The sequence below is a fragment of the Corynebacterium jamesii genome (assembly GCF_046097395.1).
Taxonomy (GTDB): Bacteria; Actinomycetota; Actinomycetes; order Mycobacteriales; family Mycobacteriaceae; genus Corynebacterium.
Genome location: NZ_CP175789.1, coordinates 2,269,862 through 2,291,354, shown reverse-complemented (window position 1 = coordinate 2,291,354; position 21,493 = coordinate 2,269,862). Strand labels below are relative to the sequence as shown.

The following is a 21,493-nucleotide window of genomic DNA, read 5'->3' as shown; positions in this document are numbered from 1 at the left end:
TTGTCGGGAGCGCTCCCCAGACATTGGTAATAAAGAGCTCACGTTCAAGGCGGCACCGCTAAGAAACAAGAAATCCCTGAGAGGCTCTCGCAGTAAACCTCTCAGGGACGGTGTACGCCTGGCGGGTTGATCAGGCCCTTCAGTGCCAGCGTCTTGTGAAACACCCCTCACGGTGATTCGTTAACCATTTTTACACATCAACCCCTACCCGAGCAAACCTACCCGAGAGATTCCCCAGTTTTTCCTAAGAAACTGCCAGAAAAGCCCCCGAGAAACTACCAGAGAAGCACCTGCCAAGGTTGTTTACCCGGCGAGGCAGGCTACTTCCAGTGCCATGTCACGGTACGGGTGTCGGCAGCGTCGCCTTCATCGCCGGCCACACTACCGCGTTCGATCTGCACATCCAGCACAGTTTCGCTCAGTGGTTCGACCACCCCGCGCCCCCATTCGGCCACCACAACCACATCATCGATGTCCGCGTCGATGTCCAAACTTTCTAGTGCGTCGAGCACCTCGTTGCGGTCAATGTGGCGCCCAGGCTCGATTCCCTGATCCACGTCTGCCCCCAGCAGGCGATAAGCATCCATGTGCAGCAGTCCCACACCGCGCTGTCCGGCGCGGTGGGTTCGTACGATGGTGAAAGTCGGCGATTGCACGCGCCCTTTCACCCCGAGCCCGGAAGCCAGTCCCTGAGTCAGCGTCGTCTTCCCTGCTCCCAGCGGACCGGAGAGCACGACGACGGTCCCTGCCTGCAGCGCCGCGCCTAGTTGTTCTCCCAACTGGCGCATGTCCTCCGCAGTGGCTACGTCGCGCGACCCGTCCGCGGAAAAGTCGGGCTCCCCGCCACTAAAGACACGCGCAATCCGCGGCCCGCGGGGCATCGTCAGCACTTCATAGCTAATCGTTCCCGCCAACTCCGCAAAGTCGTCAACACTTGTGCCACCCGGGCCGAAAATCACCGCCCAGTCTCCTGGCTTCACGTCGGTGGGTTCTTCCGCCGAGCCGAGTTCCACCACGATCTGATCCATGCATACCCGCCCGATCTGCGGATATGCACGCCCGTTGATTGTCACCTGCATCTTCCCCGACACGCTGCGCGGCAGCCCATCGGCGTAGCCCAGCGCCACCACTGCTGTGCGGGTGTCTCGCTGTGCCCGCCACGTGTGGTTATAGCTCACACCCTCGCCTTTGGGCACCACACGGGTCGTGATAACTCGGGCGCGCAGCGTCATCGCCGGACGAAGCTCGACGCCCGCCCCTGCCGGGTCGATGCCATATAGCCCGACGCCCGGTCGGACCAGTTGGTGGCGCACCTCCGGGCGGTTGAGCGTAGCCGGTGTGTTGGCAATGTGATTGCGGGGCACCTGCAAGCCGCGGGCGCGGCAAAACTCGATAGCTTCCGCAAAGCGGGTAGCCTGCAGGTCGTTAGCCGGTGACTGTGGCTCATCGGCGCTAGCCATATGGCTCATCACACCGGTGACGTTCACATGTTCAGTATGCGCGGCCAGCAGCTGCACCGTCGCTTCCCATTCGGCGGGGCTCACCCCGGAACGGGACAGACCTGTATCCACCATGAGGGATGCTCGCACCGGCACGTCCGCGCGGACGGCCTGCTCTACCAGGGTGCGTGCATGTGCCAACGAGGGAATACCTATAGTGATCTCCTCGGCGAAAACGTCCCTTAGGTCATCGGTGGGCATCCACATCCACGCGGTGATGGGGGCGTGAAGATAGCGCTCCCCCTTTGCCCGCAACAACTCCCGCAGTTGCAAGGCCTCCCCGAGTGTTGCCACTCCCAACTGTTCGACTCCGGCATCGAGCATTGCCGGCGCTACTTTGTCCACCCCGTGGTTATACGCATCGGCTTTCACCACCGCCATCACCCCGGCGGGCGCCGCAGCCTTACGGAACACCCGCACATTGTGCGCAATGGCTTCCAGGTCAACGACTAATTCCGCAAGGTGACGATCCGACATGTTCATAACCTTAGCCACCCCTCCTGGAATTCCAGGAAACGGGGCACGGCAGGGGGCGTCGATAAGAAAGAAACCCGAGCTATTCGACGGTGACGGACTTGGCCAGGTTGCGTGGCTTATCGATGTCCTGGTTGCCGCACTGGCGCGCAATGTCGGCGGCCAAGAACTGCAGAGGCACAGTAGACAACAGCGGCTGCATCAGGGAGGTAGTGCCCGGGATCTCCAGCAGCCAGTTGGCGTACGGGCGCACAGCCTCGTCGCCTTCTTCCGCAATGACGATGGTCTTGGCGCCGCGGGCGCGTATCTCCTGAATGTTGGAGACGATCTTGGAGTGCAGAACCGGGCGACCATTCGGGCTGGGGACGACCACGACGACGGGCAGGTCGTCCTCAATCAGGGCGATCGGGCCGTGCTTAAGCTCACCGGCGGCGAAGCCCTCGGCGTGGATGTAGGCCAGCTCCTTCAGCTTCAGTGCACCCTCGAGGGCGACCGGGAAGCCGACGTGGCGCCCCAGGAACAGCATGGTCTTCACCGGACCGAGATCCTCGGACAACTGCAGGATCTGCTGGCGCAGGCCAAGGGTCTTCTCAATCTTCTCCGGGATGGCCTCCAGGGCGTAGTAGATTTCCGCGATCTCGTCGGCGTACTTCGTGCCGCGGGCCTGAGCCAGAGCCAAGCCCACCAGGTAGTTCGCGGCAACCTGCGCCAGGAAAGCCTTCGTGGAGGCCACACCGATCTCGGGGCCGGCGTGGGTATACAGCACTGCGTCGGACTCGCGCGGAATCTGCGAACCGTTGGTGTTACAGACGGCCAGCACGCGGGCGCCCTGCATCTTCGCGTGGCGCACAGCCTCTAGGGTGTCGGCGGTCTCGCCGGACTGGGAGACAGCCACGACGAGGGTGCGCTGATCCAGCACCGGGTCGCGGTAGCGGAATTCGCTGGCAACCTCGATCTCGACGGGCAGGCGCACCCAGTGCTCGATGGCGTACTTGGCCAGCAGGCCAGAGTGGTAGGCCGAGCCACAGGCGACGACAAAGACCTTCTCCACACCGCGCAGGTCCTCGTCGGACAGGCGCTGTTCGTCCAAGACAATGCGGCGGCCATCGAAGTGGCCCGCCAGAGTGTCGCGGACGGCGGCGGGCTGCTCGTGGATCTCCTTCATCATGAAGGAATCAAAACCGTCCTTCTGCGCGGCATCCAAGTCCCAGTCGATGGTGAAGGGCTTACCCTCCACCGGATTGCCGTCGAAGTCGTAGATGTCGTAAGAGCCGGCGGTGATGACGACTGCGTTGTCCTGCCCCAACTCCACAGCGTTCTTCGTGCGATCGATGAACGCGGCCACGTCGGAACCTAGGAACGTCTCGCCCTCACCCACGCCAACAATGAGCGGAGTAGAGCGACGGCCGGCAATGATGGTGCCCGGGTGGTCGGCGTGGACGAACAGCACGGTGAAGGCCCCCTCCAGACGGGAGAGAACCTGCAGCGCGGAGGCCTGGAAGTCGCCCGCGGTCTCGCCCTCGTTGTAGGCGAGCGCCAGCAGGTGTGCAGCGACCTCAGAGTCGGTCTCGGATTCCAGCTCGATTCCAGCGGCCTCGATCTCGGCACGCAGGGTGGAGAAGTTTTCGATGATGCCGTTGTGGACGATGGCGGCCTTGCCATCGAAGGAGCGGTGAGGGTGTGCGTTGACGTCGTTCGGGCGGCCATGGGTGGCCCAGCGGGTGTGGCCGATACATGTGGAGCCCTGGAAGCTTTCGCGACCGACCTCATCGATCCGGTCGATCAGGTTTTGCAGCTTGCCTTCCTTCTTTTCGAGGTGCAGGGAACCCTGCTCGACAACTGCGATGCCTGCGGAATCATATCCGCGGTATTCCATTCGCTCCAGCGCATCCAAACCGATTTGGAGGGCCTCGGAGTTACCTACGTAGCCAACAATTGCACACATGCCTCTGACGATACACAATGGTCACTCGATTTCGGTAAGGTGAGAGGCTGTGGCAGATAAGATGAAGAACCTGATTACCCGCTTGGGCAAGCGTGGCCCGCACCGCGTGATGGTAGGCGACCTGAACTTCGCTGGAATTCCGGGGCGCGTGTATACCCCGGCGGAAGGCAACGGCATCCCCGGAATCGCTTTCGGGCACGACTGGCGTGTCGGCGTGGATTCCTACCACGCGTTACTGCGCCACCTGGCCAGCTGGGGCTTCGCGGTGGCGGCACCGGACACCGAAAAGGGTATTGCCCCGAACCACCGGGGTTTCGCCGCGGATCTGGAAACTGCACTGCAGATTCTGGCCGGTGTGCGACTGGGCAACGGCAACATCACCGTGCAGCCGAACGAACTGTACCTGGCTGGCCACGGCATGGGTGCTTCGGCCGCCGTGCTGGCAGCGACGGGTCGCCGCCACCGCAGCGAGCTGGAGGGGTACGAGACCCAGCCCACCATCGCCGGCGTGATGGCCGTGTACCCGGCGGATACTTCCCCGGATGCGACGGAGGCTGCAAAGTACGTGAAGGCTCCAGGCCTGCTGCTGGAGGCTGGCCGTCTGGGGGAAACTCCGATGGGTAACGCCAAGCGTATGGCTGCGCACTGGGGTGGCGACGTTGTTTACCGCGAGCTGTTGGCCGCCTCTGCCAATGGCTTCCACGAAAAGTACCTCCGCAACTTTGCACTGGGTTCCGGCCTGCCGCAGTTCGGCCAACAGGAGCTGGCGCGTGGTCTGATGACCGGCTTCGTTCTTGCTGAGCACGAAGACAAGTACAAGTCTTTCCGCGACGGCCACGCCGAGCTGAAGAAGACTCGCACTGCAACCCAGCACGAGCTGTACAAGAACCTGCCCGAGAACGTAGACCTAGACGAGCGTCTGGCGGAGTTCCTCTAGGCCTGCTCCTTAGTCGAAAATCCGTCCGCGAAGCCCGCGGGCGCCATAGCTTGGGCCGACGTTGCCTCCGACAGAAGCCACACCAGTAGCCCTGGTGCTACCCGGCTGTTTTTCCTTGTCTCCCTGCGCCTTTTTGGCTTCTTCGAGCTGGCGCGTGCACTCTTTGAGAGTTTCCTCGAACTCTCGCACCGATTCTTCGACCTCCGACATGTATTCGTCGACGATGCGCTGGTAGCGCGCCGTTAGTTCCTCTCTGCGGGTCACCACTCACCGCTCCTTTCGATGTGGACGCCCACTGCCGCAGCTCCCGCGCCAGCCAGTTCCACAGAGGTTCCTGTCACTTCAATGGATGCAGCTCCCGCTGCGGATACCCACACGTCCGGAGTCCACTGCGTAGACGGTGCTGGCTGCGGTCTCGGGTGTGCCTCCGGGTGCGGTGCGGGGTGAGGAGGCTGGTGCGGCGTACTAGAGTTCCCCGGAGCGGCGGGCGTGATCGGTTCCCCCTTCGTGTCGCTTGATGGTGGCGCTGGCGCCTTGTGCTCGGGCTCCGGCTTAGGTTCCTCGCAGTGGGGCTTCGGCTCCGGCTTGGGCTCCTCGCAGTCAGGCTTCGGCTCGGGTTCAGGCTTCGGCTCCGGCTTGGGTTCCTCGCAGTCGGGCTCTGGTTCGGGCTTCGGCTCCGGCTTGGGTTCCTCGCAGTCGGGCTCTGGTTCGGGCTTCGGCTCTGGTTCCGGCGTCGGCTCCGGCTGAGGATTCCCCACCGGCTTCTGTTCCACTTCAGCTTCGGTCGGGGCGGTACATTTATGCTGCTCGACTACGCACTCGTCTCGGTGAACGACCTCTTCCGCAGGCGGCGCCGACTCTGTCGCCGGGGCGGGCTCCGGCGCCGGCTGAGGTTCGGCTGCCTGCGGCGGACAGTTCTCCGTGGGCGGCGCAAGAGCCTCAGTGGCGCAATGTACGATCTCCTCCCACAATTTCACCGCACCCTGAATGTTGATCTGCAAGGATCCCGCCAACGGAGGCGCCGGTGGAGCCGGCGGCGGGGGCGGTGGCACCAGCGACTGCGTGGGCATAGGCATCTGCTCGGGCACCGGCGCTGGAGTAGCCACTGGCGCCGGAGCAGGCGCAGGGGCCGGTTGCGGAATGTGCGCCATAGCTGTCTGCGTAACCACCTGAGCCGCCGCCTGAGGTGCGTGGTGATGTGTAGGCCCAGTTTCACACGGTTGCTCGGGCGCCGGAGGGGGCGTCACTACCGTAGGCGCAGGGCCCGACGGCTCAGGAGCAGAGCTCTTCGGTGCAGGACAGTCCACGTGGGGCTTCTTGACCGGCTCCGGGCACGTAATCTGTTCGGGCTTCGGATCATGGCACACCGGCTTGTCCGAGTTCCCAGGCTCGCTGGCAGGCTTCGCGTCGCAAATCAACTGATCCAACGTCTTATCCAGGCACTTGTTGCGGCTGCGAATAATGTTCTCGGAAAGCTTCCCCGCAGCCTTTGCCAGCAGATCCATCATTATTTTTCCACCAGCCATCATGCCAATCACCGCCAGCCCGAAGACCTCGAGCTTTTCGGCAATGTCCTCAATGGTGCTCACTGATTTTTCCGAGGTCGTATCCATGATCTCGGCAGTATCCCTCACCGCCACGCAGCGATCCTGCACGCAGTGCTCATGGTCGCGCTGCTCCTTGCCCGCTTTCTCTGTAGCGTTGCGCGGCTTCGAATACGCCATCCCGTCCAGACTTTCCTCCGCGTACGCTTCGCCGTTCAGCCGGGGTGCCTGCTGTTTCTGGTTGCTTACGGGACCAAGCGAGGTGCGGATGGTCTCTGGGTTCATGCCGTGGGTGAATGACGCCGCAGTTTTCGCCCCGTCCACCGGTGCGCCATAGCGTGCCATGACATCGAGCGCAGCGTTCAGACGTAGATCCAAAGAGCCCGTCATGCCCAGCCACCCCCTGCGATCAGACTGGTGGCGTTTTCCTGCTCCGCCTGATCCACCCGATCAACCAATCCCACTAGATCTTCACCGGCTTTGGCTAGGCGCAGAGCGTGGTTCAGCCGCACCGAATGCCCCTGATCCACCAGCTCCAGGAACTGCTGCGCCTTAGCCTGCAACCCCGCCCCAAATGCCGCTACAGGCACGTTCGGACGGTTACCGCCCAAATGATCTGCCCAGCTTTGCTGCTCCTCCTGTAGCGCCGCCGCCCGATCTGCGGCGATCGCTGGTTCTACGTGTAACTCCCCCACGGTTTTTTGTCCCCCTTGAATTCCCCGGCAGCGCCTTCACAGCATGCACCCCGGCATGCCAACACTGCGCACTAAAAAACATCCGCACAGTTATACTGCGCGGATGTCAGAAAGGTTCGCGGGGAATTCCCAGTGCCAATTTCCGTCCGATCGGTGCCCGCTAGACCTCCGCCACCACTGCGGCCAGCTTGCCGGCGATGCGGCGGGCAGTGCTCGGGTCCGCGGCCTCCACCATCACACGGAATAGTTCTTCGGTGCCGGAAGGGCGCAGCAGCACACGACCCGCGTCACCCAGATCCTCCTCGGCCTTGGCAATGGCCTCGACGACGCGCTCGTCGTCCGCGATCACGGACTTATCCGCCACCGGCACGTTGATCAGAGTCTGCGGCAAAACGGTCATGATCTTCGCCAGCTCGGACAGCGGCTTGCCTGTCTGCGCCATACGCGCCATCAAGGTTAACCCCGTCAGCGTGCCATCGCCGGTGGTGGCGTGCTCGGTGATGATGACGTGTCCCGACTGCTCTCCACCCAGTGATAGATCGGATGCCAACAGCTCGGCCAGTACGTAACGGTCGCCCACCTTCGTCTCCAGCACCTTGATGCCGTTGGCTCGCATCGCCAACTTCATGCCGAGGTTGGACATGACGGTGGCCACCAAAGTGTTCTGCTTCAGCTCACCGTTTTCCTTCATGGCCACGGCCAGGATCGCCATGATCTGGTCGCCGTCCACCACATTTCCTTCGGAGTCCACAGCCAGACAGCGATCCGCGTCGCCATCATGGGCCAGCCCCAGGTCTGCCTGGTGCTCCAGCACAGCCTTCTGCAGCACATCAATGTGGGTGGAACCCACGCCGTCGTTGATATTTAAGCTATTTGGGCGGCTGTGGATCGCCACAACGTCCGCACCTGCCTGGCGGTAAGCCTCCGGCGCGGCAGTCGAGGCCGCTCCGTTGGCACAGTCCACCACCACGCGAATACCATCCAGCGGATGATTAATGGCCGTGCCCACATGAGCCAGGTAACGCTCCAGTGCATCTGCGGATTCATCAAGAATTCGCCCGATTGCTGCACCTTTCGGGCCGGTCTCCGGCAGATCCAGCATCGCCGCCTCGATCTCATCCTCCACGTCATCTTGCAGCTTGCGGCCACCCGCTGCGAAGAATTTAATACCGTTGTCCGGCATCGGGTTGTGAGAGGCGGAGATCATCACACCCATGTCGGCGCCGAAGTCGTCGGTAAGGAATGCCACCGCCGGAGTCGGGATCACGCCGACATCCAGCACGTCCACCCCCTGCGAAGCCATGCCTGCCGACAGCGCAGCCGTCAGCATTTCCCCCGATACGCGCGGGTCGCGGCCCACCACGGCGGTGGGGCGACGGCCGCCTACTTCTTCCTTGGATACCAGTACGCGCGCGGCGGCAGCACCCAGCTTCATTGCCAGCGTTGCGGTCAGCTTCCTGTTCGCTAGACCACGGACGCCGTCAGTTCCGAACAATTTACCCATGGGGCGCAATTCTACCTGGCCACCTTGCCGGTCTGGCGGGTGCCACTCCCGATATCAGCAAATTGTCATAAATGCTCCAATAAAGGGAAACCCCCACGTCCCGGCCGAAAAACTGCTCGGCTGGAGCGTGGGGGCGTCGCCACCAAAAAGGGCGAAGCGATTTAACGCTTGGAGTACTGCGGTGCGCGACGTGCCTTGTGCAGACCGGCCTTCTTGCGCTCCACGGCACGAGCGTCGCGGGTCAAGAAGCCAGCGCGCTTCAGGTCGGTGCGCTCTGCCGGGTTGTACTTGTTCAGTGCGCGGGCGATAGCCAGGCGGAATGCACCGGCCTGACCGGAGGGGCCACCACCATTCAGGTTGGCCTGGATGTCGAACTGGTTCTCGCGGTCCAGCAGGACCAGCGGAGCCTTAATCAGCTGCTGGTGCAGCTTGTTCGGGAAGTAGTCCTCCAGGCTGCGGCCGTTGCAGGAGAACTCGCCGGAGCCCGGAACCATGCGGACGCGGACGACAGCTTCCTTACGGCGACCAACGGTCTGGATGGTGCCCTCGAAGACGACCGGCTCAGCCTCAACCTGCTCGGTATCATCCTCGGAAGCGACGGAGTCACCGATGGAGGCAACGAACTCTTCGTTCACTGCGTCGGTAGCGGTGTACTCGCCCTCGAAGTTCTCCTCGACGGCAGCGTTCTGCTCGTCGGTTACGTTCTCGTTGTACTCAGTCATTACTGTGCCACCTGCTTGATCTCGTAGGTCTCAGGCTTCTGGGCCTCGAAAGTGTGCTCCGGGCCAGCGAAGACGCGGAGCTTCTTGATAGACGCGCGGGACAGCTTGTTGTGCGGCATCATGCCCTTGACTGCCTCCTCGATGACGCGCTCCGGGTGCAGCTCCAAGGAACGACCCAGGGACATGGTCTTCAGACCACCCGGGTAGCCGGAGTGACGGTAGCGCATCTCGCGGTCGCGCTTGTTGGAGGAAACGTGAACCTTGTCGGCGTTGATGATGATGACGTTGTCGCCGCAGTCAACGTTGGGTGCGAAGTAGGGCTTCTTCTTGCCGCGCAGCAGGTCAGCTGCGGTAACAGCAAGACGACCCAGCACCACATCGGTGGCGTCGATGACGTACCACTTACGGGTGATGTCACCGCTCTTCGGGTGGAAAGTAGTCACAGTGGACTCCTTAAAGTCTTGATCTTGGAACTGCCAGCCAGATGAACACTAAACACTGAGGTACGTGAGTGCTTCTGCGGCGGCCGGTTGTGACCCGCAGAAATGAATGTGCTCCGCCGTAGGCCGAGCGCCATACATACAACCCTTGGGAGTTTAGTGCAGACAAGCTTAAAGACCAAAAACGGTTGCGCTCTACCACTCGCTTTCTACCTGGGCAGCAGAAAACCCCGGCCGTTCCGTCTTTCCCAGTATGAGAAGTCGGAATTGCCGGGGTTTTGGAGGCTGACTGGTTAGCCAGCCGGGGATCTAACGATCCCGATTTTTATTACTTGCGAACGTCACCGTCAATGTCGGTGTCGATCTGCTCCTTGCGAACCTCTTCGGTGTGGCGCTGGGTCTCGGTGACCTGCTCCTTGTTCAGGGAGACCTTCTCTACCGGGACGGTCTCCTTGTTGACGGAAACGCGCTCTTCGCTCAAGGTAACGGAAGCTTCCTGGCCACCCTCGTCGATGCTGCCCTTGAAGTTTGCAGCCTCGTCAGCGGAGATCGGGGTGCGCTCAACGTGTACCTCTTCGCGGGTAACCGGAACCTCGACGGTCTCGGTGTCGGTAACAACGTACTTGCGCAGGCGAGCCTCGCCGGTCTGAACCTTGTCCTTCTGGACGTTCAGGCGCTCCTCAGAGCGGATGATCTCGCCGTTGTTGTTAACGTCGGCAGCAGTGTTGGCAGCAGCATCGCGGTCTGCAACCTCGCGGTCAGAAACCTCGCGGTCTGCAACCTCGCGCTCGTTTGCACCAGCAACGCCAGCGCCCGCAACGCCGGCACCAGCGGCGCCGGTGCCTGCAGCACCCTCGTGGCGATCCTGGGCGTCGCGCTCGTCAGCAACACCCTGCTGGCCAGCGTTATCGCCGTAACGGGTGGTGTCCTCAACATTGTCCAGGCCGTAGTGGCGGTAGATTTCGTTCTGCTGCTCCGGGGTCAGAGCCTGGTCAGCGTCGAAGTCCGGCGCGTCCTTAACGCGATCCTTGGCGAAGGCCAGGTTCAGGTTCTCGCCGTCGAACTTGTGGCCGCGCATCGGAACCAGGCTGGAGTTCATGCCGAACAGACCGTGGTTGACCTCGACGAAGGTAGGCTGACCGGACTTGTCGTCAACGAAGATTTCCTTGACGCTGCCCAGCTTGTCGCCAGCGTTGTCGTAAGCGGTTGCCTTGAAAAGATCCTTGATATCGTTGCTCATTTGTTAATAAATCCTTTCACCTTGTTGGTACGCAATACGGGGTTATGTCTTGCTTGGTGAGCACCAACAATGGGAAAATTACTTAGTGGTGTAGCTACAGCATTGGTGTCGCTGATTGCTTTCGTCTTTCCCGTACACAATTGACGCTACGCATGGTTTTATTCACGTTTCAACCAAAACGCTTTTCAATTAACAAAAAGTGCCGTTTCGCTCCACAAAGCCGCAGATCACAGCACACATTACAGTTCGGTTACATTTCTCAACAATGCGTCCGATCACCGAAAAGCGCGACCCTTGATGTCGAATAAAGAAAACCCTCAGGTTCCCCTTTAGATTTCTAAAGGAACTTGAGGGTTCTCGGTAAAGAAATGGTCTAGCTGGACTTTTACGCCCAGCTATTCGCTGCGTTGGTGTTGATCTCGCTCATGCGGTCGTTGGCCTGACGCACAGTACGGGCGATCTGCCCCAACACATCGTTGATCTCCCGTGCGGAATCGTCCCACTTCTTCTGCGCAGCACCGTAGCTTTCCGCAGCAGAACCCTCCCACTCGTTCACCATCGGCTGCAGGTCGCGCTTCAGATCACCCAACAGACTGTTGATGGTGTTGTTGCCCCGATTGATGTCATCCGCCGCGTTGGCGATCTGTGCGAAGTTGTACTGAATCATTTCTATCCCCTTTTAGAAAAGAATCTCTTGTGTAGTCGAGCGATCGGCCTTTAGGCTGCAGGCCTAAACATTGAAGGCCGAGGCGTTGTCTGCGTCGGTGTTATCGAAGTCGCCAGCGTTGGATCGGATGTTATCCGCGATGCTCTGCAGTGCCTCGTTCAACTTCCGTGCGTTTTCATCCCAGCGCTGCATCAGCGAGTGGAAAGAGCCCTGCGCCTGCCCCTTCCAACTTCCGGAGACATCCTCCACCACACCGCGCAGTCGGCTCAGCTCCCCCTGGACCTCGTCCTTTACACGATCGACGTTATTCGCCGCCTGGTTCATCGTGCTGACATCTGTTTTAAAGCTCATGCCTCAAACTCCCCCTATTTAGAATCTGCAATCGAATATTCATGCCGCCGGGTATCCCCCTGGATAGTCCCCTGTCGAAGGCGCCATCGTAAGAGTTATACTCACCAGCCACCACTAAGGTTCACCGCCTCCAGATCTTTTTTACGCAGCGGCACCAGGCTTCCTCTGCGGTTACCTCTCTGGCCGCACCGTGTCCACAAACTCCTGGCACACCTTTTCCCGTTGCTCGTTCCACTGCCGGTACTGGCAGCCGACCGAAATCTGATGTCCGTCTACGAGGCGGACGTGCCACAAAGTCGTCGAATTCGGATAACTCTCCTCGTAGCTCACCGGCTGGTTCGATACAACAGTCACCCCGCCCTCGCCTCCGTCCACGTCATTCAGGGCACTCAGCATCGCCGCGTCCAGATCGTCCTGCGTCTTTAGCGGTGTTTCCTTCGCCGCCACCAGTACACGCATCCCCTCGTCGTTGCCAACGTATTCTTCGCGTGCCCGCGTTGCGCTGCCGAGGCGCCACCCATCCACGTTCACGCTGATTGGTATATCCGCTCGCCGCACGCTCTGATCTGCCGACGTCGCACCATTCCTGTGTGGCTCGGGGAAAGGTTCGCTTACTTCTTCGGTCTGTTCTTCCGGTTGCTCGTCAGGCTGCCCCTCCGCGGGTGTGCTCACTTGCTCGCTCTCCTGCACACTCGCATTCCTACCCGTCGCCTGTGAGTCAAACACCGTAAACGTCGCCACCAGCCCGCCGATAATGAACAGCGCCAGCGCGGCCAACGCTATCGGCAGCCTACGGTTGTCTTTTTCTTCTTCCTTCTTTATGGACGCCCCTTCGTCTCCCCCTCCCCACTCCTCCGGTTCCCCTGCCGTCTCCTCTAAATAACTTCCCCGCTTGGGCGCACTGGCTGGTTCAGCTAGGTCAAGATGTTCCAACTCCTGCTGCGCCAGCGCCAGTTCACTGGCTACACGCAACACCGTATCGTTATCTACCAACCGCGCACGCACACCCATGATCCGCAGGTAGTGCACCACCTTCACTGCGAAGGAGCCGGTGACCAACACGTCTACCTCCGGCAGCCCAATCCCCCACGGGAACTGTTCGCGGGGTTCCGGCGGGTTCACCGCTGCAGCCTCCGGGTGGTCGAACCTCTGTTCCAGGACTTCGCTGACCATCTCATACAGCTCCGACAGTCGGCCTAGACTCAACCCGGAGCGCTGGAACTCAACGTCCACTATCGCCTCCGCGGTATCTGCTGCCTCCGCTGTGTCTGCTGCGCCCGCGGTGCCCGTTGTGCCCACTGTGTCTGCTGCGTCCGTGTCTACCGTGCCCGCTGAGCCTGCCGTGCCCCCTGGGTCCATTGCATCTGCCGTACCCGTGTACTGCAGATACCCCGGCTGCTGCATCTCGGCCTCCCCCGTCACCACAAAACCCGTGGCCAGGTCCGTTACTGTCATTCCGCTGACCAGCACACCCGACTCCTGCAGCGCCAACGCCTCAGCCAGCAGTCCCCGCGTCTCCCCAGTCTTCTGATCTACCCTCATCTTCTCCCCCGCTCAGGTGTTCTTGTGTCCATCAGTTTTCATCGGCAATCTCAGCCACGTGCACCGTCCACGTTTCCTTGTGAACATAGGCGGCGCGGCCCGTTAGGCGTCGTACCAAGCGAACCCCCGCGATCGGCCCGTCCTCACGCGGCGCAGAGAACAGCAACCACGCACTCTGGTCGCGCATGGCTTGCATCAGCGGCTGGTAAGCCGCGCGGGCGAACTGACCCGAACGGCGGCCGAGCACCAGGTGCAAACCAATATCGGCGGCATAAGGCAACAGAGGAACCAGCTGGTCCAGCCCAGGATCTGCGTCTGCATCGTCGACGACCACGAATAGTTCCGGGCCAGACCACCAGCTCCGCTCGCGCAACTGCTGCGGGGTAACGTCGCTGCCAGGGATGCGTTCCCGCAACGTCGCAACCCACGTGGTCAGATCGGCACGGAAATCCTCCGGCACGCGGTAGCCCGCAACCCCTAAAAGTCCGCGGCGGGTATCCGTGACCAGGAACTCTGGCGGCTCACCGGTGTGGCTACGAGTCTCCGCAACCGACTGCATCACCGCGCGCAAAGCCGTCGTCACACCACTGCCCGCCTGGCCGATAGCCACCAGGTGCGGGAAGGTACCCCGGTCCCAACACACCGGATCCAGGCGGGGCCCACCGATAGCAAATGCCTGTGGATTGCCCAGCTCCTCCCACCCAACGTGGTCCGGCAACACGCGCATGGCCACCTCCGGCTCGCCACGCCGGGCGCTCTCCATCCGCACGTGCTCGATGTCCTGCGCGGTGGAATTGACACATTGCACATGCTTACCGCGAGGCGACACACCCCGGCCCGGCACGTCGGGCAGGGACTTCTGCGCATCGCGGAAGTGCGCATCCAGCGGAGTCATCCGCAGTTCAATCTGCCCGGTCAGCACGTCGCGCAACGATGGGCGGAAGTTCCACCGCAGCGCCGTGACCACCACGTGCAGGCCGCGCTCCAGGCCGGTGGTCGCCAAGCGGATTAAACGCTGTTCTTCCTCACCATTGCCCGCACCAGCTGTACCAACCTGATCCAGGCCGTCGATGACCAACAGGCGCTGCCCCACGGTCTGCTCCATTTCGTCGAACAGTCGAGCTAAGCCATCGGGTCCCACCACCGCCGCCACCTGCGGCAAACGCTCCAACTCTCGCAGGCCACCGCCAGGATCGAAGATGTACACCGGCCACCCCGGCGAACTCAGAACCCAGCCCAGCACCAGGCTGCGCACCGCCGTGGTTTTACCCGCGCGGGGCTGACCCACGATCGCCCAGTGCTTGCGGCGCAGATCCACATCCAACGGCACCTGCAGTCCCTCGAAGGGCAAATCCTCTAAGCCGATGCGGGCCACTCCCGGCGCGCGGGGCTCCATAACCTCGCTGGCCGGTAAGTCTTCTACCAGCGGCGGTAGCCACACCGGATTCTTGTTCGGCCCTTCCAGCCGATCGATGACCATCCGCATAGTGGTCGTTTCCGCCTCTACGGTAGACCCGAGCACCCGCACCAGCCGCTGGTCGCGGGGCAGCTCGGGGCCAGAGACGTAAGCCGAGTGGAAACGCACTTTGTCCCCGGCAGAAAGGATCGCCGCGCCCGGGGTGGCCGGCAGCTCGTACGCCTCGGTCGTGCCGATCAACGCGCGGGATTCGGAGGCGGAGAACGTGCGCAGCGCAATGCGGTAACTCAGGTGCGATTCCAGCCCTCGCAGTCGCCCCTCCTCCAGCCGTTGGGTGGCCAGCAGCAAGTGCATCCGTAGGCTTCGCCCCAAACGCCCGATGGCGGCGAACACTTCGGCGAACTCGGGCCGGGCATGCAGCAACTCGGAGAACTCGTCTACCACGATAAATAGCGCTGGCATCTGCCCGGGGTAAGTGCGGTTGTATTCGGCCGCCGTGGTCAGGCCAGCAGCGCGTAGTTTTTCTTGACGCCGATGCATCTCCCCCAGCAAGCTATCCTGCATTCGGTCGACCAGCCCCGCTTCTTCAGCCAGGTTAGTAATCAGCGCGGAGGTATGGGGCAGGCGATCCATTCCCAGAAAGCTGGCGCCGCCCTTGAAGTCCACCAGCACAAAGTTCAGCTCTTCCGGGCTGTGTTGGTGGGCGAAGCTGATCACTACGCTTTTCAACAGCTCCGACTTTCCACTACCCGTGGCGCCTACACACAGGCCATGCGGGCCGATGCCTCCCAGGGCGGATTCTTTAATGTCCAGGTACACCGGAGCGCCGGAAAACCCGATCGGTGCGCGCAGGTCTCCACCGGGTAATTCCAGCAGGGACGTGCTGGATTTCACTGTGGATCGGGCACGGCAGATCTGGGCCAGTTCTACCTCGCTAAGCTGGTCTGCTACCCCGAACGGAACCCAGCCATCAACGGTCCAGGCGCTCAGCAGACATCCGTTCTCTGCGTCATCCACCTGCAGCAATAGGCCATGCCCTTTGGCGTTCTCCACCCATTCCTCGGTGGGCTCCGTAACGATAGCGCCGGCGACTACGGGGCTCTGCCCGGTACAGAAGTGCACCTTGCGCGGCCCATCGTGCGGCAGCCACTGTTCGAATGGGCCGGTAATCCCGATAACGTCCGGGTCCTGCATCGCCAGCTGTGCCTGCATGGCGCGCGCCAGACCCGCTGCCCCGTCGCCAAGCAGCACGATGCAGTGGAAGCTGGACAGCTCCACCGAGACCGGAGCCTCGATGGTGGCGTAGCGCAGCGCGACCTCGCGCAGGCTCATTGCACTGACGGGCTCTAAGTCTTCCGGCGGCGCGCTGACTGGCACCTCCAGCGGATCGTCCGGAGTCTGCACTGCCGTGCCGATGCGGACCACTCCCGGCTCGGCAGTCACATCGGTGCCGGTGTGCACGTGTGTCCACAGCGCCTGCGGGTGCGGGTGGGCCGCCAGCATAGTCTGTAGCTGCTCTTTATGGCTGCGCTGCACGCTGTCTTTCAGCGCGTCGATGTGCCTATGGAACGAACGTCGAGTTTCATCCACGTTCGCCCCCGGTTGGAACATCATCGCCATGCTGCCCAACATCATCAGCGGAAAGATAAAGCTGATGGGGTTGCGCCCGGACCCGGACAAAATCATCGCGGCAACCATGCCAACCACCGCGATCAGCATGACGGCAGGCATGAGCAGCCTAATGAACGGTTGTTTGTCTCTCGGCAACGTAGGCGGCGCCTGTGTTTGCATAGTGCAGAAATCCCCCGATTTCCTACTCGTCCCCGTATTGTCCCCCATCCAACCCCCTGGATGTGGTTTCTGATTCTAAACCTTCCCCTGGGGAACCGCAGGGCAAGCGCGTGAACCACGTCTGGGTTACTATCTGTGCCGTGTAAGCCACACCGGTCACTCGCACCGGTCGGTTACGCTTGCAGCACAGAACGGCGAACGTCCAAGGGGGGATCTTCGCCAACCAACCGCGTCGAACGAACGCATTCAACACTTTGCACAGGGGGATTTAAGTGCTGGCTCTAAGCATTTCCGTGCCCGCGAAGGGCACCACCATCAACGCCGCGATCGCCGACCACGTGCCGGTCGCAGAACTCATACCGCACCTCGTGGAGGCGGAACCCGGAGAGCACTGGACTCTTCACCGAGCTGTCGGCCAGGTCCAGCCGCAGCACACGCTAGCGGAGGCCGGGGTGCGCCCCGGCGAGTCGCTGACCTTACAGATCGCCGCAATTCCCGCCCCACCGGCCGAGGCCGTCGAGGAGCTCTCCGGCCCCATCCCCACCAGCCCTGCTGCCTGGGTAGCTGCTGCCATCGTGGCGCTGTTTAGCCTGCAAGCGGCACCGGCGTGGCACCCGTTGGAAAATCGGCTCGTGGGCCCCGGGGGCGCCGTCAACATCAACCACTCTGCAGATACCGCAACGATCGCGGCGACCGCCGTGGCAGCACTCGCCGCAGCGGCGGCCTCTTTGCACCACCGCAACTTCAGCTACCTCGCCGCGATCCTGGGCTTCGGACTGGGGCTGCACGTCAATGTCCTATGCGCGTGTTTTGTGGCGGCGGCGCTGGTGTGGCGCAGCGGCCCGGCGCGGATCGTAACGGTCACGTGGGTCGTGTTCGCAGCGGTGAACTTGTGGCCGGGGATCACGCTGCTACTGGCTATGTTCGCGTTGGCTTACTCGGGACAGATCGCGATCGGTCTGGCGGGAATCAAGCTGCCGAGGGTGCCGGCGACCGGTGTGTTTACTCCGCCGACGACCACGCGGGCGGGGCAGGTGGTGGAGGTGCACTCCGCCCTGGTAGTGGCCATCGTGGTGGTGCTGGGTGCGTGTGTGTACCAACTGGCGCCGTGGGGCGAATCACTGAACCTGTGGACTTCCGCGCTGCTGGTAATGGTGGCGGTACTCGGCGTGAGTGCGCGCAGTACTCGGCCGGTGCACTCGGTGGCATTGGCAGCGCTGTCGGCGGCGACAATTCTGTGGCTGGCTTTGCACGAACCGTGGGGTGCGGCGTGCCTTGTGTTGGTCGGGTTGCCTGCGGTGCGCGTCCAGTCGCCAATGCTGGGCCGCGCGATCGACATGGTGGAGGCTGTCGCGTTCTGCCTGGCCATCCCACTGGCACTGCAGACCACAGGGCTGTTTACGGTGATTCGGGGCATTGGCTGATGATCGTTCAGGACTCTTCGCCACACGGGAACTGCCAGGAAGGCACGGTCGCCCCGGCAGGAACAGTACCGTTGCCGGATATAGGCGCCCCCTCGTACCCAGCACTGCACGCCCTGTCGCAGGGCCGGGGTGTGGACGTGGCTGTGATAGATACGGGCTCCGCCGGGCCGGGCGTGTTGGGCGACCGTGACTACTGCGTTTTGCACGGATCCGTAGTCACCAGTGTGCTGCTCGCGGTAGCGCCAGAAGCCACGGTGCATTCCCTGCGACATAGCGCAGCCCCCGACCGGGCCGAGGGCACGGTGGAGGATCTTGTCCGCGCGATCGACAAGGCGCTGAAGGCGCGGGTGAAGATCATCAATATCTCGATGGTGGCCTGCGAGGATACGGCGGAATTGCGCGGGGCTATCGGCCGCGCGGAAAAGGCCGGAGTGTTGGTGGTGGCCTCTACCGGCAACACTGGCCAGTGCCCGGAGGGCGGCCCAACTTTTCCTTCTAGCCTAGATCCGGTGCTGGCGGTGGGCGCTGTAGCGCCGCGCGTGCGAAAGCCGGTGGCAGGTGACAGTAGCACCGCCGCACCGAAGGCAGAATCCGGCGCGGGGAAGGCGAACTCCGCCGACCAAGGCCGCGTGCCCGCGCAGTACAGCGCGCCGACGCACTGGGTGGATGTATTCGCACCCGGTGGGCCGGTCGAGGGGCAGGTAGATGTCCGGGGACAGGTGCACACTATCGTCGGCAACCCCGACCCCTTCGAGGGCACCAGCTTCGCCGCGCCCGTTGTTACCGGAACAGCCGCCCTGGTCTGGCAGATCGTGCCTCACTTCAGCGCACGCGAGGTCCGCGACCTTTTGACTTCCACGGCCTCCCCCGGCGCAAGTGGACCGGGACTAGGCAAACAACTGTTGGTTGTCGATCCCGCCGCTGCGGTGGATAGAGCCTTGGACCTGCGGGACGCGAAGGCCCGGGACAGCGGCACCGATGGTTCAACGGATGCGACCTACGCCTTGCATACCGTCCGCACTCACCCCAATGAACCAGGCGCCGCCGATTACTCCGTGCCCGTCGTGCTGTCCTTGGTGCTCGCGCTAGGCATCATTGCCACGGTGGTCTGCCGGGCTTTCTCTGCAGACAGTAGGCCCCCGTCCGGCAACGAAGCCACCCGCGCGAATTGAACGCTCCGCTCCGTGGTGAACCCCAAGGCGTGCAGTTCGGACTCGCTACCCACGGAGTAGCGCACGCCGTTTTCGCTGATTAGCACGTATCCGCGCTCTGTCTGCAGCGCGGCGGTGCCGCGCGGGCCAGAGAACGCGGTCGGCTTGTCTGCAACCAGCACATCGTGGATACCGGCGGCAGAACTGCCTGCCGGCTCCGCCAACCCATCCGGCCCCGCGCATACCATCTGCGGCTGCGCCCACGACACGGGCTGCTCGACGTCGAACTCCGGAATCCCAACCAGCACGTCTACGCTGGGTTGGCGCATGACGTTTGCCAGTGGCGCCTCCACCGAAGGAACCGGACTGCTGGCGAGGGCAAAATCTCGCCGCGAACCCTTGACCTCCCCCACGCCCTCCCGATCCACTAGAAACGCCCGGTCGCCAGAGGTCACTACCCTGCCCGCCACGTCGAAGGGCGCGGGCATGCGCGTCTTTCCTACGGGCATGGCTATGTCGGGGGTACGGCGGAACTGCTGGACCAACCCATCAGTAGCCGGAACCGCCTCCGTGCCGAAAGCTCTGGCTGCGTCTGGAGTTATGCGGGCGCGAGTGGTGGCGTCGATAAGCCAATACCCCGACGGCGCAGCCAATAGGGCGTGGCGATGGGCCGTGATGTGCTCCGTGGCCACGACCGTTCCCACGCCACCGGCCGCCCGATCGCAGTACAGCCACTCGCGATCCGGCGCAGCAACCAACCCCGGCACCTGCGGAATACCAATCGGCTGGCCCAACGGAACCTGGGATAGCTGCTCAGCGGTGGTTTTCTGCACCTCAACGGGCTGCTGCAGAATCAGCCGCGCGGATGCGACGTTGGTGATTGGATGGTAGGAATCCTCCAGCCGCACGTGCAGCGTACCGGTCTCGTCGGCCACTAGGTCCGCGCCGTCCAAGCCCGGCTGTGGGCGTAGCAGCCCCAGCATCACCGCCCCTCCGGCGATCAGCAGGCTAAGCAGCACGCCGACGACCAGTGCGCGCCGCTGGCTGCGCAGCGGATCGTGAGCCATTCGCGGATCGCCGATGACCAGCGCGAGCTCAAGCCTGCGCAGTAGAAAGTTAAATCCAGATACTTGTATCCCCGTTGTGCGCATGTGTGCTGCGCTCCCCCTCGTTGTGTTTGTTGTGGCTAGCCCCCGCTAGCGCGCTTAAGTATTCCATGATTGAATTGCTGGCGCGAGGGGAACCTTGCATACGGGGGATTTTCTACTTTGGGGGATGGGAATAATGGGTTCTGTGGCTCTTTCTGCCGCCGATTCTGCCGAGGCACAGCATACTGCCTGGTGGGCGTGGGTTCTTTGCGGGGTGGTAGCCGTTGCGTGCATCGCGGCAGGTTGGTTCGCCTTTGCCCGCAGCCGAGCCACTACAGACCAGGGAACGCGCTGGTTTCGCCTACTGTGTGTGCACGACAGACTGTGGGGCCAGCCGACGTCTCGGCAGATCTCTAGCGACCGGTTGGCCGGCGGTTTGGGGCTTAGTCTTCTAGACGCCACTATCTCCACCACAACCGTCCCCACCACACCTTTCGGGCGCGGCTGGCTGGGGAGCTCCCATGCCACGCTGGTGGGCGTGCCAGAGCACGCGGCAGCGCGGATGCCTTTCGCTGCCAGCGGGTGCGGGGTGTGGGCACTACCGGCCGCGGCACCGCCGGCAGGTGCCCAGGTGACCGCGTTGGCAGAGCAGCTGACGGTTCCGGCGGCGCCGGGGTGGTTCGTCGGGCTGACCGATGCGGGCGAACCCATGCAGGTGCACCCCATCCCTGGGGCGACGTTTGCGGTGTTCGGCACGGCGCCCCAGTTGCGCGCGGTGGAGGGATCGATGAACTGGCCGGCAGAAATCTACGAAGTGCAGAGGTTCGGCGGTGGTGGAAACGCCACGGAAGACGCAACGGCGGCTGCGGACGGGACAGACGGTGTGGACGGGGCAGACGCTGCGGGCAACAGTGCCGCGAAGACTCAGGTACTGCTGGTGGAAATTCCGCCGGCTGCGCGGAGCACACAGCACGGCACCCACCACAGCGCACATCGCCCGACCGCTCAGGTTGGCACTGGCTTCGCCGCCGCAGAGGCTGTACTGAGCCAGGGGTGCAAACG

Annotated in this window: 16 protein-coding genes and 1 pseudogene; 3 read left to right on the top strand and 14 right to left on the bottom strand. The window is 62.6% G+C overall.

All coding sequences use genetic code 11. The features are described from left to right. Positions 1 to 320: 320 nt before the first annotated feature. Together alr and glmS are read right to left on the bottom strand one after the other, a co-directional pair. Positions 321 to 1,976 carry an alanine racemase gene (gene alr, locus ACKFRT_RS10255; RefSeq protein WP_408925198.1) on the bottom strand — a complete coding sequence of 552 codons (1,656 nt, stop codon included), beginning with the start codon at positions 1,974 to 1,976 and terminating at the stop codon, positions 321 to 323. Positions 1,977 to 2,055: 79 nt separating this feature from the next. Further along, positions 2,056 to 3,918, bottom strand: a complete 1,863-nt coding sequence (gene glmS, locus ACKFRT_RS10250; RefSeq protein ID WP_408925197.1) for a glutamine--fructose-6-phosphate transaminase (isomerizing) — start codon at positions 3,916 to 3,918, stop codon at positions 2,056 to 2,058. A gap of 61 nt (positions 3,919 to 3,979) precedes the next feature. On the opposite strand from glmS, the gene ACKFRT_RS10245 reads away from it, so the two are divergent. After that, complete coding sequence (locus ACKFRT_RS10245) at positions 3,980 to 4,855, top strand: dienelactone hydrolase family protein (RefSeq protein WP_408926101.1); 876 nt, start codon at positions 3,980 to 3,982, stop codon at positions 4,853 to 4,855. A 9-nt stretch (positions 4,856 to 4,864) separates the two neighbouring features. Here ACKFRT_RS10245 and ACKFRT_RS10240 read toward each other — a convergent pair whose 3' ends face one another. The 11 genes from ACKFRT_RS10240 to ACKFRT_RS10190 form a co-directional block, all read right to left on the bottom strand. After that, positions 4,865 to 5,119, bottom strand: coding sequence for a hypothetical protein (locus tag ACKFRT_RS10240; RefSeq protein ID WP_408925196.1), 255 nt, complete (start codon positions 5,117 to 5,119; stop codon positions 4,865 to 4,867). Continuing rightward, on the bottom strand, positions 5,116 to 6,789 hold the full coding sequence (locus tag ACKFRT_RS10235) for a hypothetical protein (protein ID WP_408925195.1): 1,674 nt from the start codon (positions 6,787 to 6,789) through the stop codon (positions 5,116 to 5,118). The genes ACKFRT_RS10240 and ACKFRT_RS10235 overlap by 4 nt, the downstream gene beginning before the upstream one ends. Next, a complete protein-coding gene (locus ACKFRT_RS10230; protein WP_408925194.1) occupies positions 6,786 to 7,094 on the bottom strand; it encodes a hypothetical protein in 309 nt (102 codons plus the stop codon). Before ACKFRT_RS10230 ends, ACKFRT_RS10235 begins: the two co-directional genes overlap by 4 nt. A gap of 160 nt (positions 7,095 to 7,254) precedes the next feature. Then, positions 7,255 to 8,598: a phosphoglucosamine mutase gene (gene glmM / locus ACKFRT_RS10225; RefSeq protein WP_296212762.1), complete on the bottom strand. Its 1,344-nt coding sequence runs from the start codon at positions 8,596 to 8,598 to the stop codon at positions 7,255 to 7,257. A 161-nt stretch (positions 8,599 to 8,759) separates the two neighbouring features. Continuing rightward, positions 8,760 to 9,320: a 30S ribosomal protein S9 gene (gene rpsI, locus ACKFRT_RS10220; RefSeq protein ID WP_296212758.1), complete on the bottom strand. Its 561-nt coding sequence runs from the start codon at positions 9,318 to 9,320 to the stop codon at positions 8,760 to 8,762. Then, positions 9,320 to 9,763 carry a 50S ribosomal protein L13 gene (gene rplM / locus ACKFRT_RS10215; RefSeq protein WP_296212755.1) on the bottom strand — a complete coding sequence of 148 codons (444 nt, stop codon included), beginning with the start codon at positions 9,761 to 9,763 and terminating at the stop codon, positions 9,320 to 9,322. The genes rpsI and rplM overlap by 1 nt, the downstream gene beginning before the upstream one ends. A gap of 325 nt (positions 9,764 to 10,088) precedes the next feature. Beyond that, positions 10,089 to 11,000 (bottom strand): PRC and DUF2382 domain-containing protein, encoded by a 912-nt coding sequence (locus tag ACKFRT_RS10210; RefSeq protein WP_408925193.1) that lies wholly within the window; start codon positions 10,998 to 11,000, stop codon positions 10,089 to 10,091. Positions 11,001 to 11,385: 385 nt separating this feature from the next. Then, complete coding sequence (locus ACKFRT_RS10205) at positions 11,386 to 11,667, bottom strand: WXG100 family type VII secretion target (RefSeq protein ID WP_296212749.1); 282 nt, start codon at positions 11,665 to 11,667, stop codon at positions 11,386 to 11,388. A 63-nt stretch (positions 11,668 to 11,730) separates the two neighbouring features. Next, a complete protein-coding gene (locus ACKFRT_RS10200; protein ID WP_296212746.1) occupies positions 11,731 to 12,018 on the bottom strand; it encodes a WXG100 family type VII secretion target in 288 nt (95 codons plus the stop codon). 171 nt (positions 12,019 to 12,189) lie between these two features. After that, positions 12,190 to 13,560, bottom strand: coding sequence for a type VII secretion-associated protein (locus ACKFRT_RS10195; protein WP_408925192.1), 1,371 nt, complete (start codon positions 13,558 to 13,560; stop codon positions 12,190 to 12,192). Positions 13,561 to 13,591: 31 nt separating this feature from the next. After that, positions 13,592 to 16,768, bottom strand: a complete 3,177-nt coding sequence (locus tag ACKFRT_RS10190; RefSeq protein WP_408925191.1) for an FtsK/SpoIIIE domain-containing protein — start codon at positions 16,766 to 16,768, stop codon at positions 13,592 to 13,594. Positions 16,769 to 17,040: 272 nt separating this feature from the next. On the opposite strand from ACKFRT_RS10190, the gene ACKFRT_RS10185 reads away from it, so the two are divergent. Then, positions 17,041 to 18,192, top strand: a complete 1,152-nt coding sequence (locus ACKFRT_RS10185) for an EsaB/YukD family protein (protein ID WP_296212738.1) — start codon at positions 17,041 to 17,043, stop codon at positions 18,190 to 18,192. After that, positions 18,192 to 19,049, top strand: a pseudogene (locus ACKFRT_RS10180) (S8 family peptidase); the annotation flags it as partial. The gene ACKFRT_RS10185 and the pseudogene ACKFRT_RS10180, both read left to right, overlap by 1 nt. A gap of 191 nt (positions 19,050 to 19,240) precedes the next feature. Here the strand turns inward: ACKFRT_RS10180 and eccB are convergent. Continuing rightward, entirely contained in the window at positions 19,241 to 20,494 is a 1,254-nt protein-coding gene (gene eccB, locus ACKFRT_RS10175; protein WP_408925190.1) for a type VII secretion protein EccB, read from the bottom strand. Positions 20,495 to 21,493 lie beyond the last annotated feature (999 nt).

Coding starts and splice junctions, on each gene's coding strand:
- eccB (WP_408925190.1), bottom strand. CDS start 20,494: ATGCGCACAACGGGGATACAAGTATCTGGATTTAACTTTCTACTGCGC.
- ACKFRT_RS10190 (WP_408925191.1), bottom strand. CDS start 16,768: ATGCAAACACAGGCGCCGCCTACGTTGCCGAGAGACAAACAACCGTTC.
- alr (WP_408925198.1), bottom strand. CDS start 1,976: ATGTCGGATCGTCACCTTGCGGAATTAGTCGTTGACCTGGAAGCCATT.
- rpsI (WP_296212758.1), bottom strand. CDS start 9,320: ATGACTGAGTACAACGAGAACGTAACCGACGAGCAGAACGCTGCCGTC.
- ACKFRT_RS10235 (WP_408925195.1), bottom strand. CDS start 6,789: ATGACGGGCTCTTTGGATCTACGTCTGAACGCTGCGCTCGATGTCATG.
- ACKFRT_RS10195 (WP_408925192.1), bottom strand. CDS start 13,560: ATGAGGGTAGATCAGAAGACTGGGGAGACGCGGGGACTGCTGGCTGAG.
- ACKFRT_RS10210 (WP_408925193.1), bottom strand. CDS start 11,000: ATGAGCAACGATATCAAGGATCTTTTCAAGGCAACCGCTTACGACAAC.
- glmS (WP_408925197.1), bottom strand. CDS start 3,918: ATGTGTGCAATTGTTGGCTACGTAGGTAACTCCGAGGCCCTCCAAATC.
- ACKFRT_RS10205 (WP_296212749.1), bottom strand. CDS start 11,667: ATGATTCAGTACAACTTCGCACAGATCGCCAACGCGGCGGATGACATC.
- glmM (WP_296212762.1), bottom strand. CDS start 8,598: ATGGGTAAATTGTTCGGAACTGACGGCGTCCGTGGTCTAGCGAACAGG.
- ACKFRT_RS10245 (WP_408926101.1), top strand. CDS start 3,980: ATGAAGAACCTGATTACCCGCTTGGGCAAGCGTGGCCCGCACCGCGTG.
- ACKFRT_RS10200 (WP_296212746.1), bottom strand. CDS start 12,018: ATGAGCTTTAAAACAGATGTCAGCACGATGAACCAGGCGGCGAATAAC.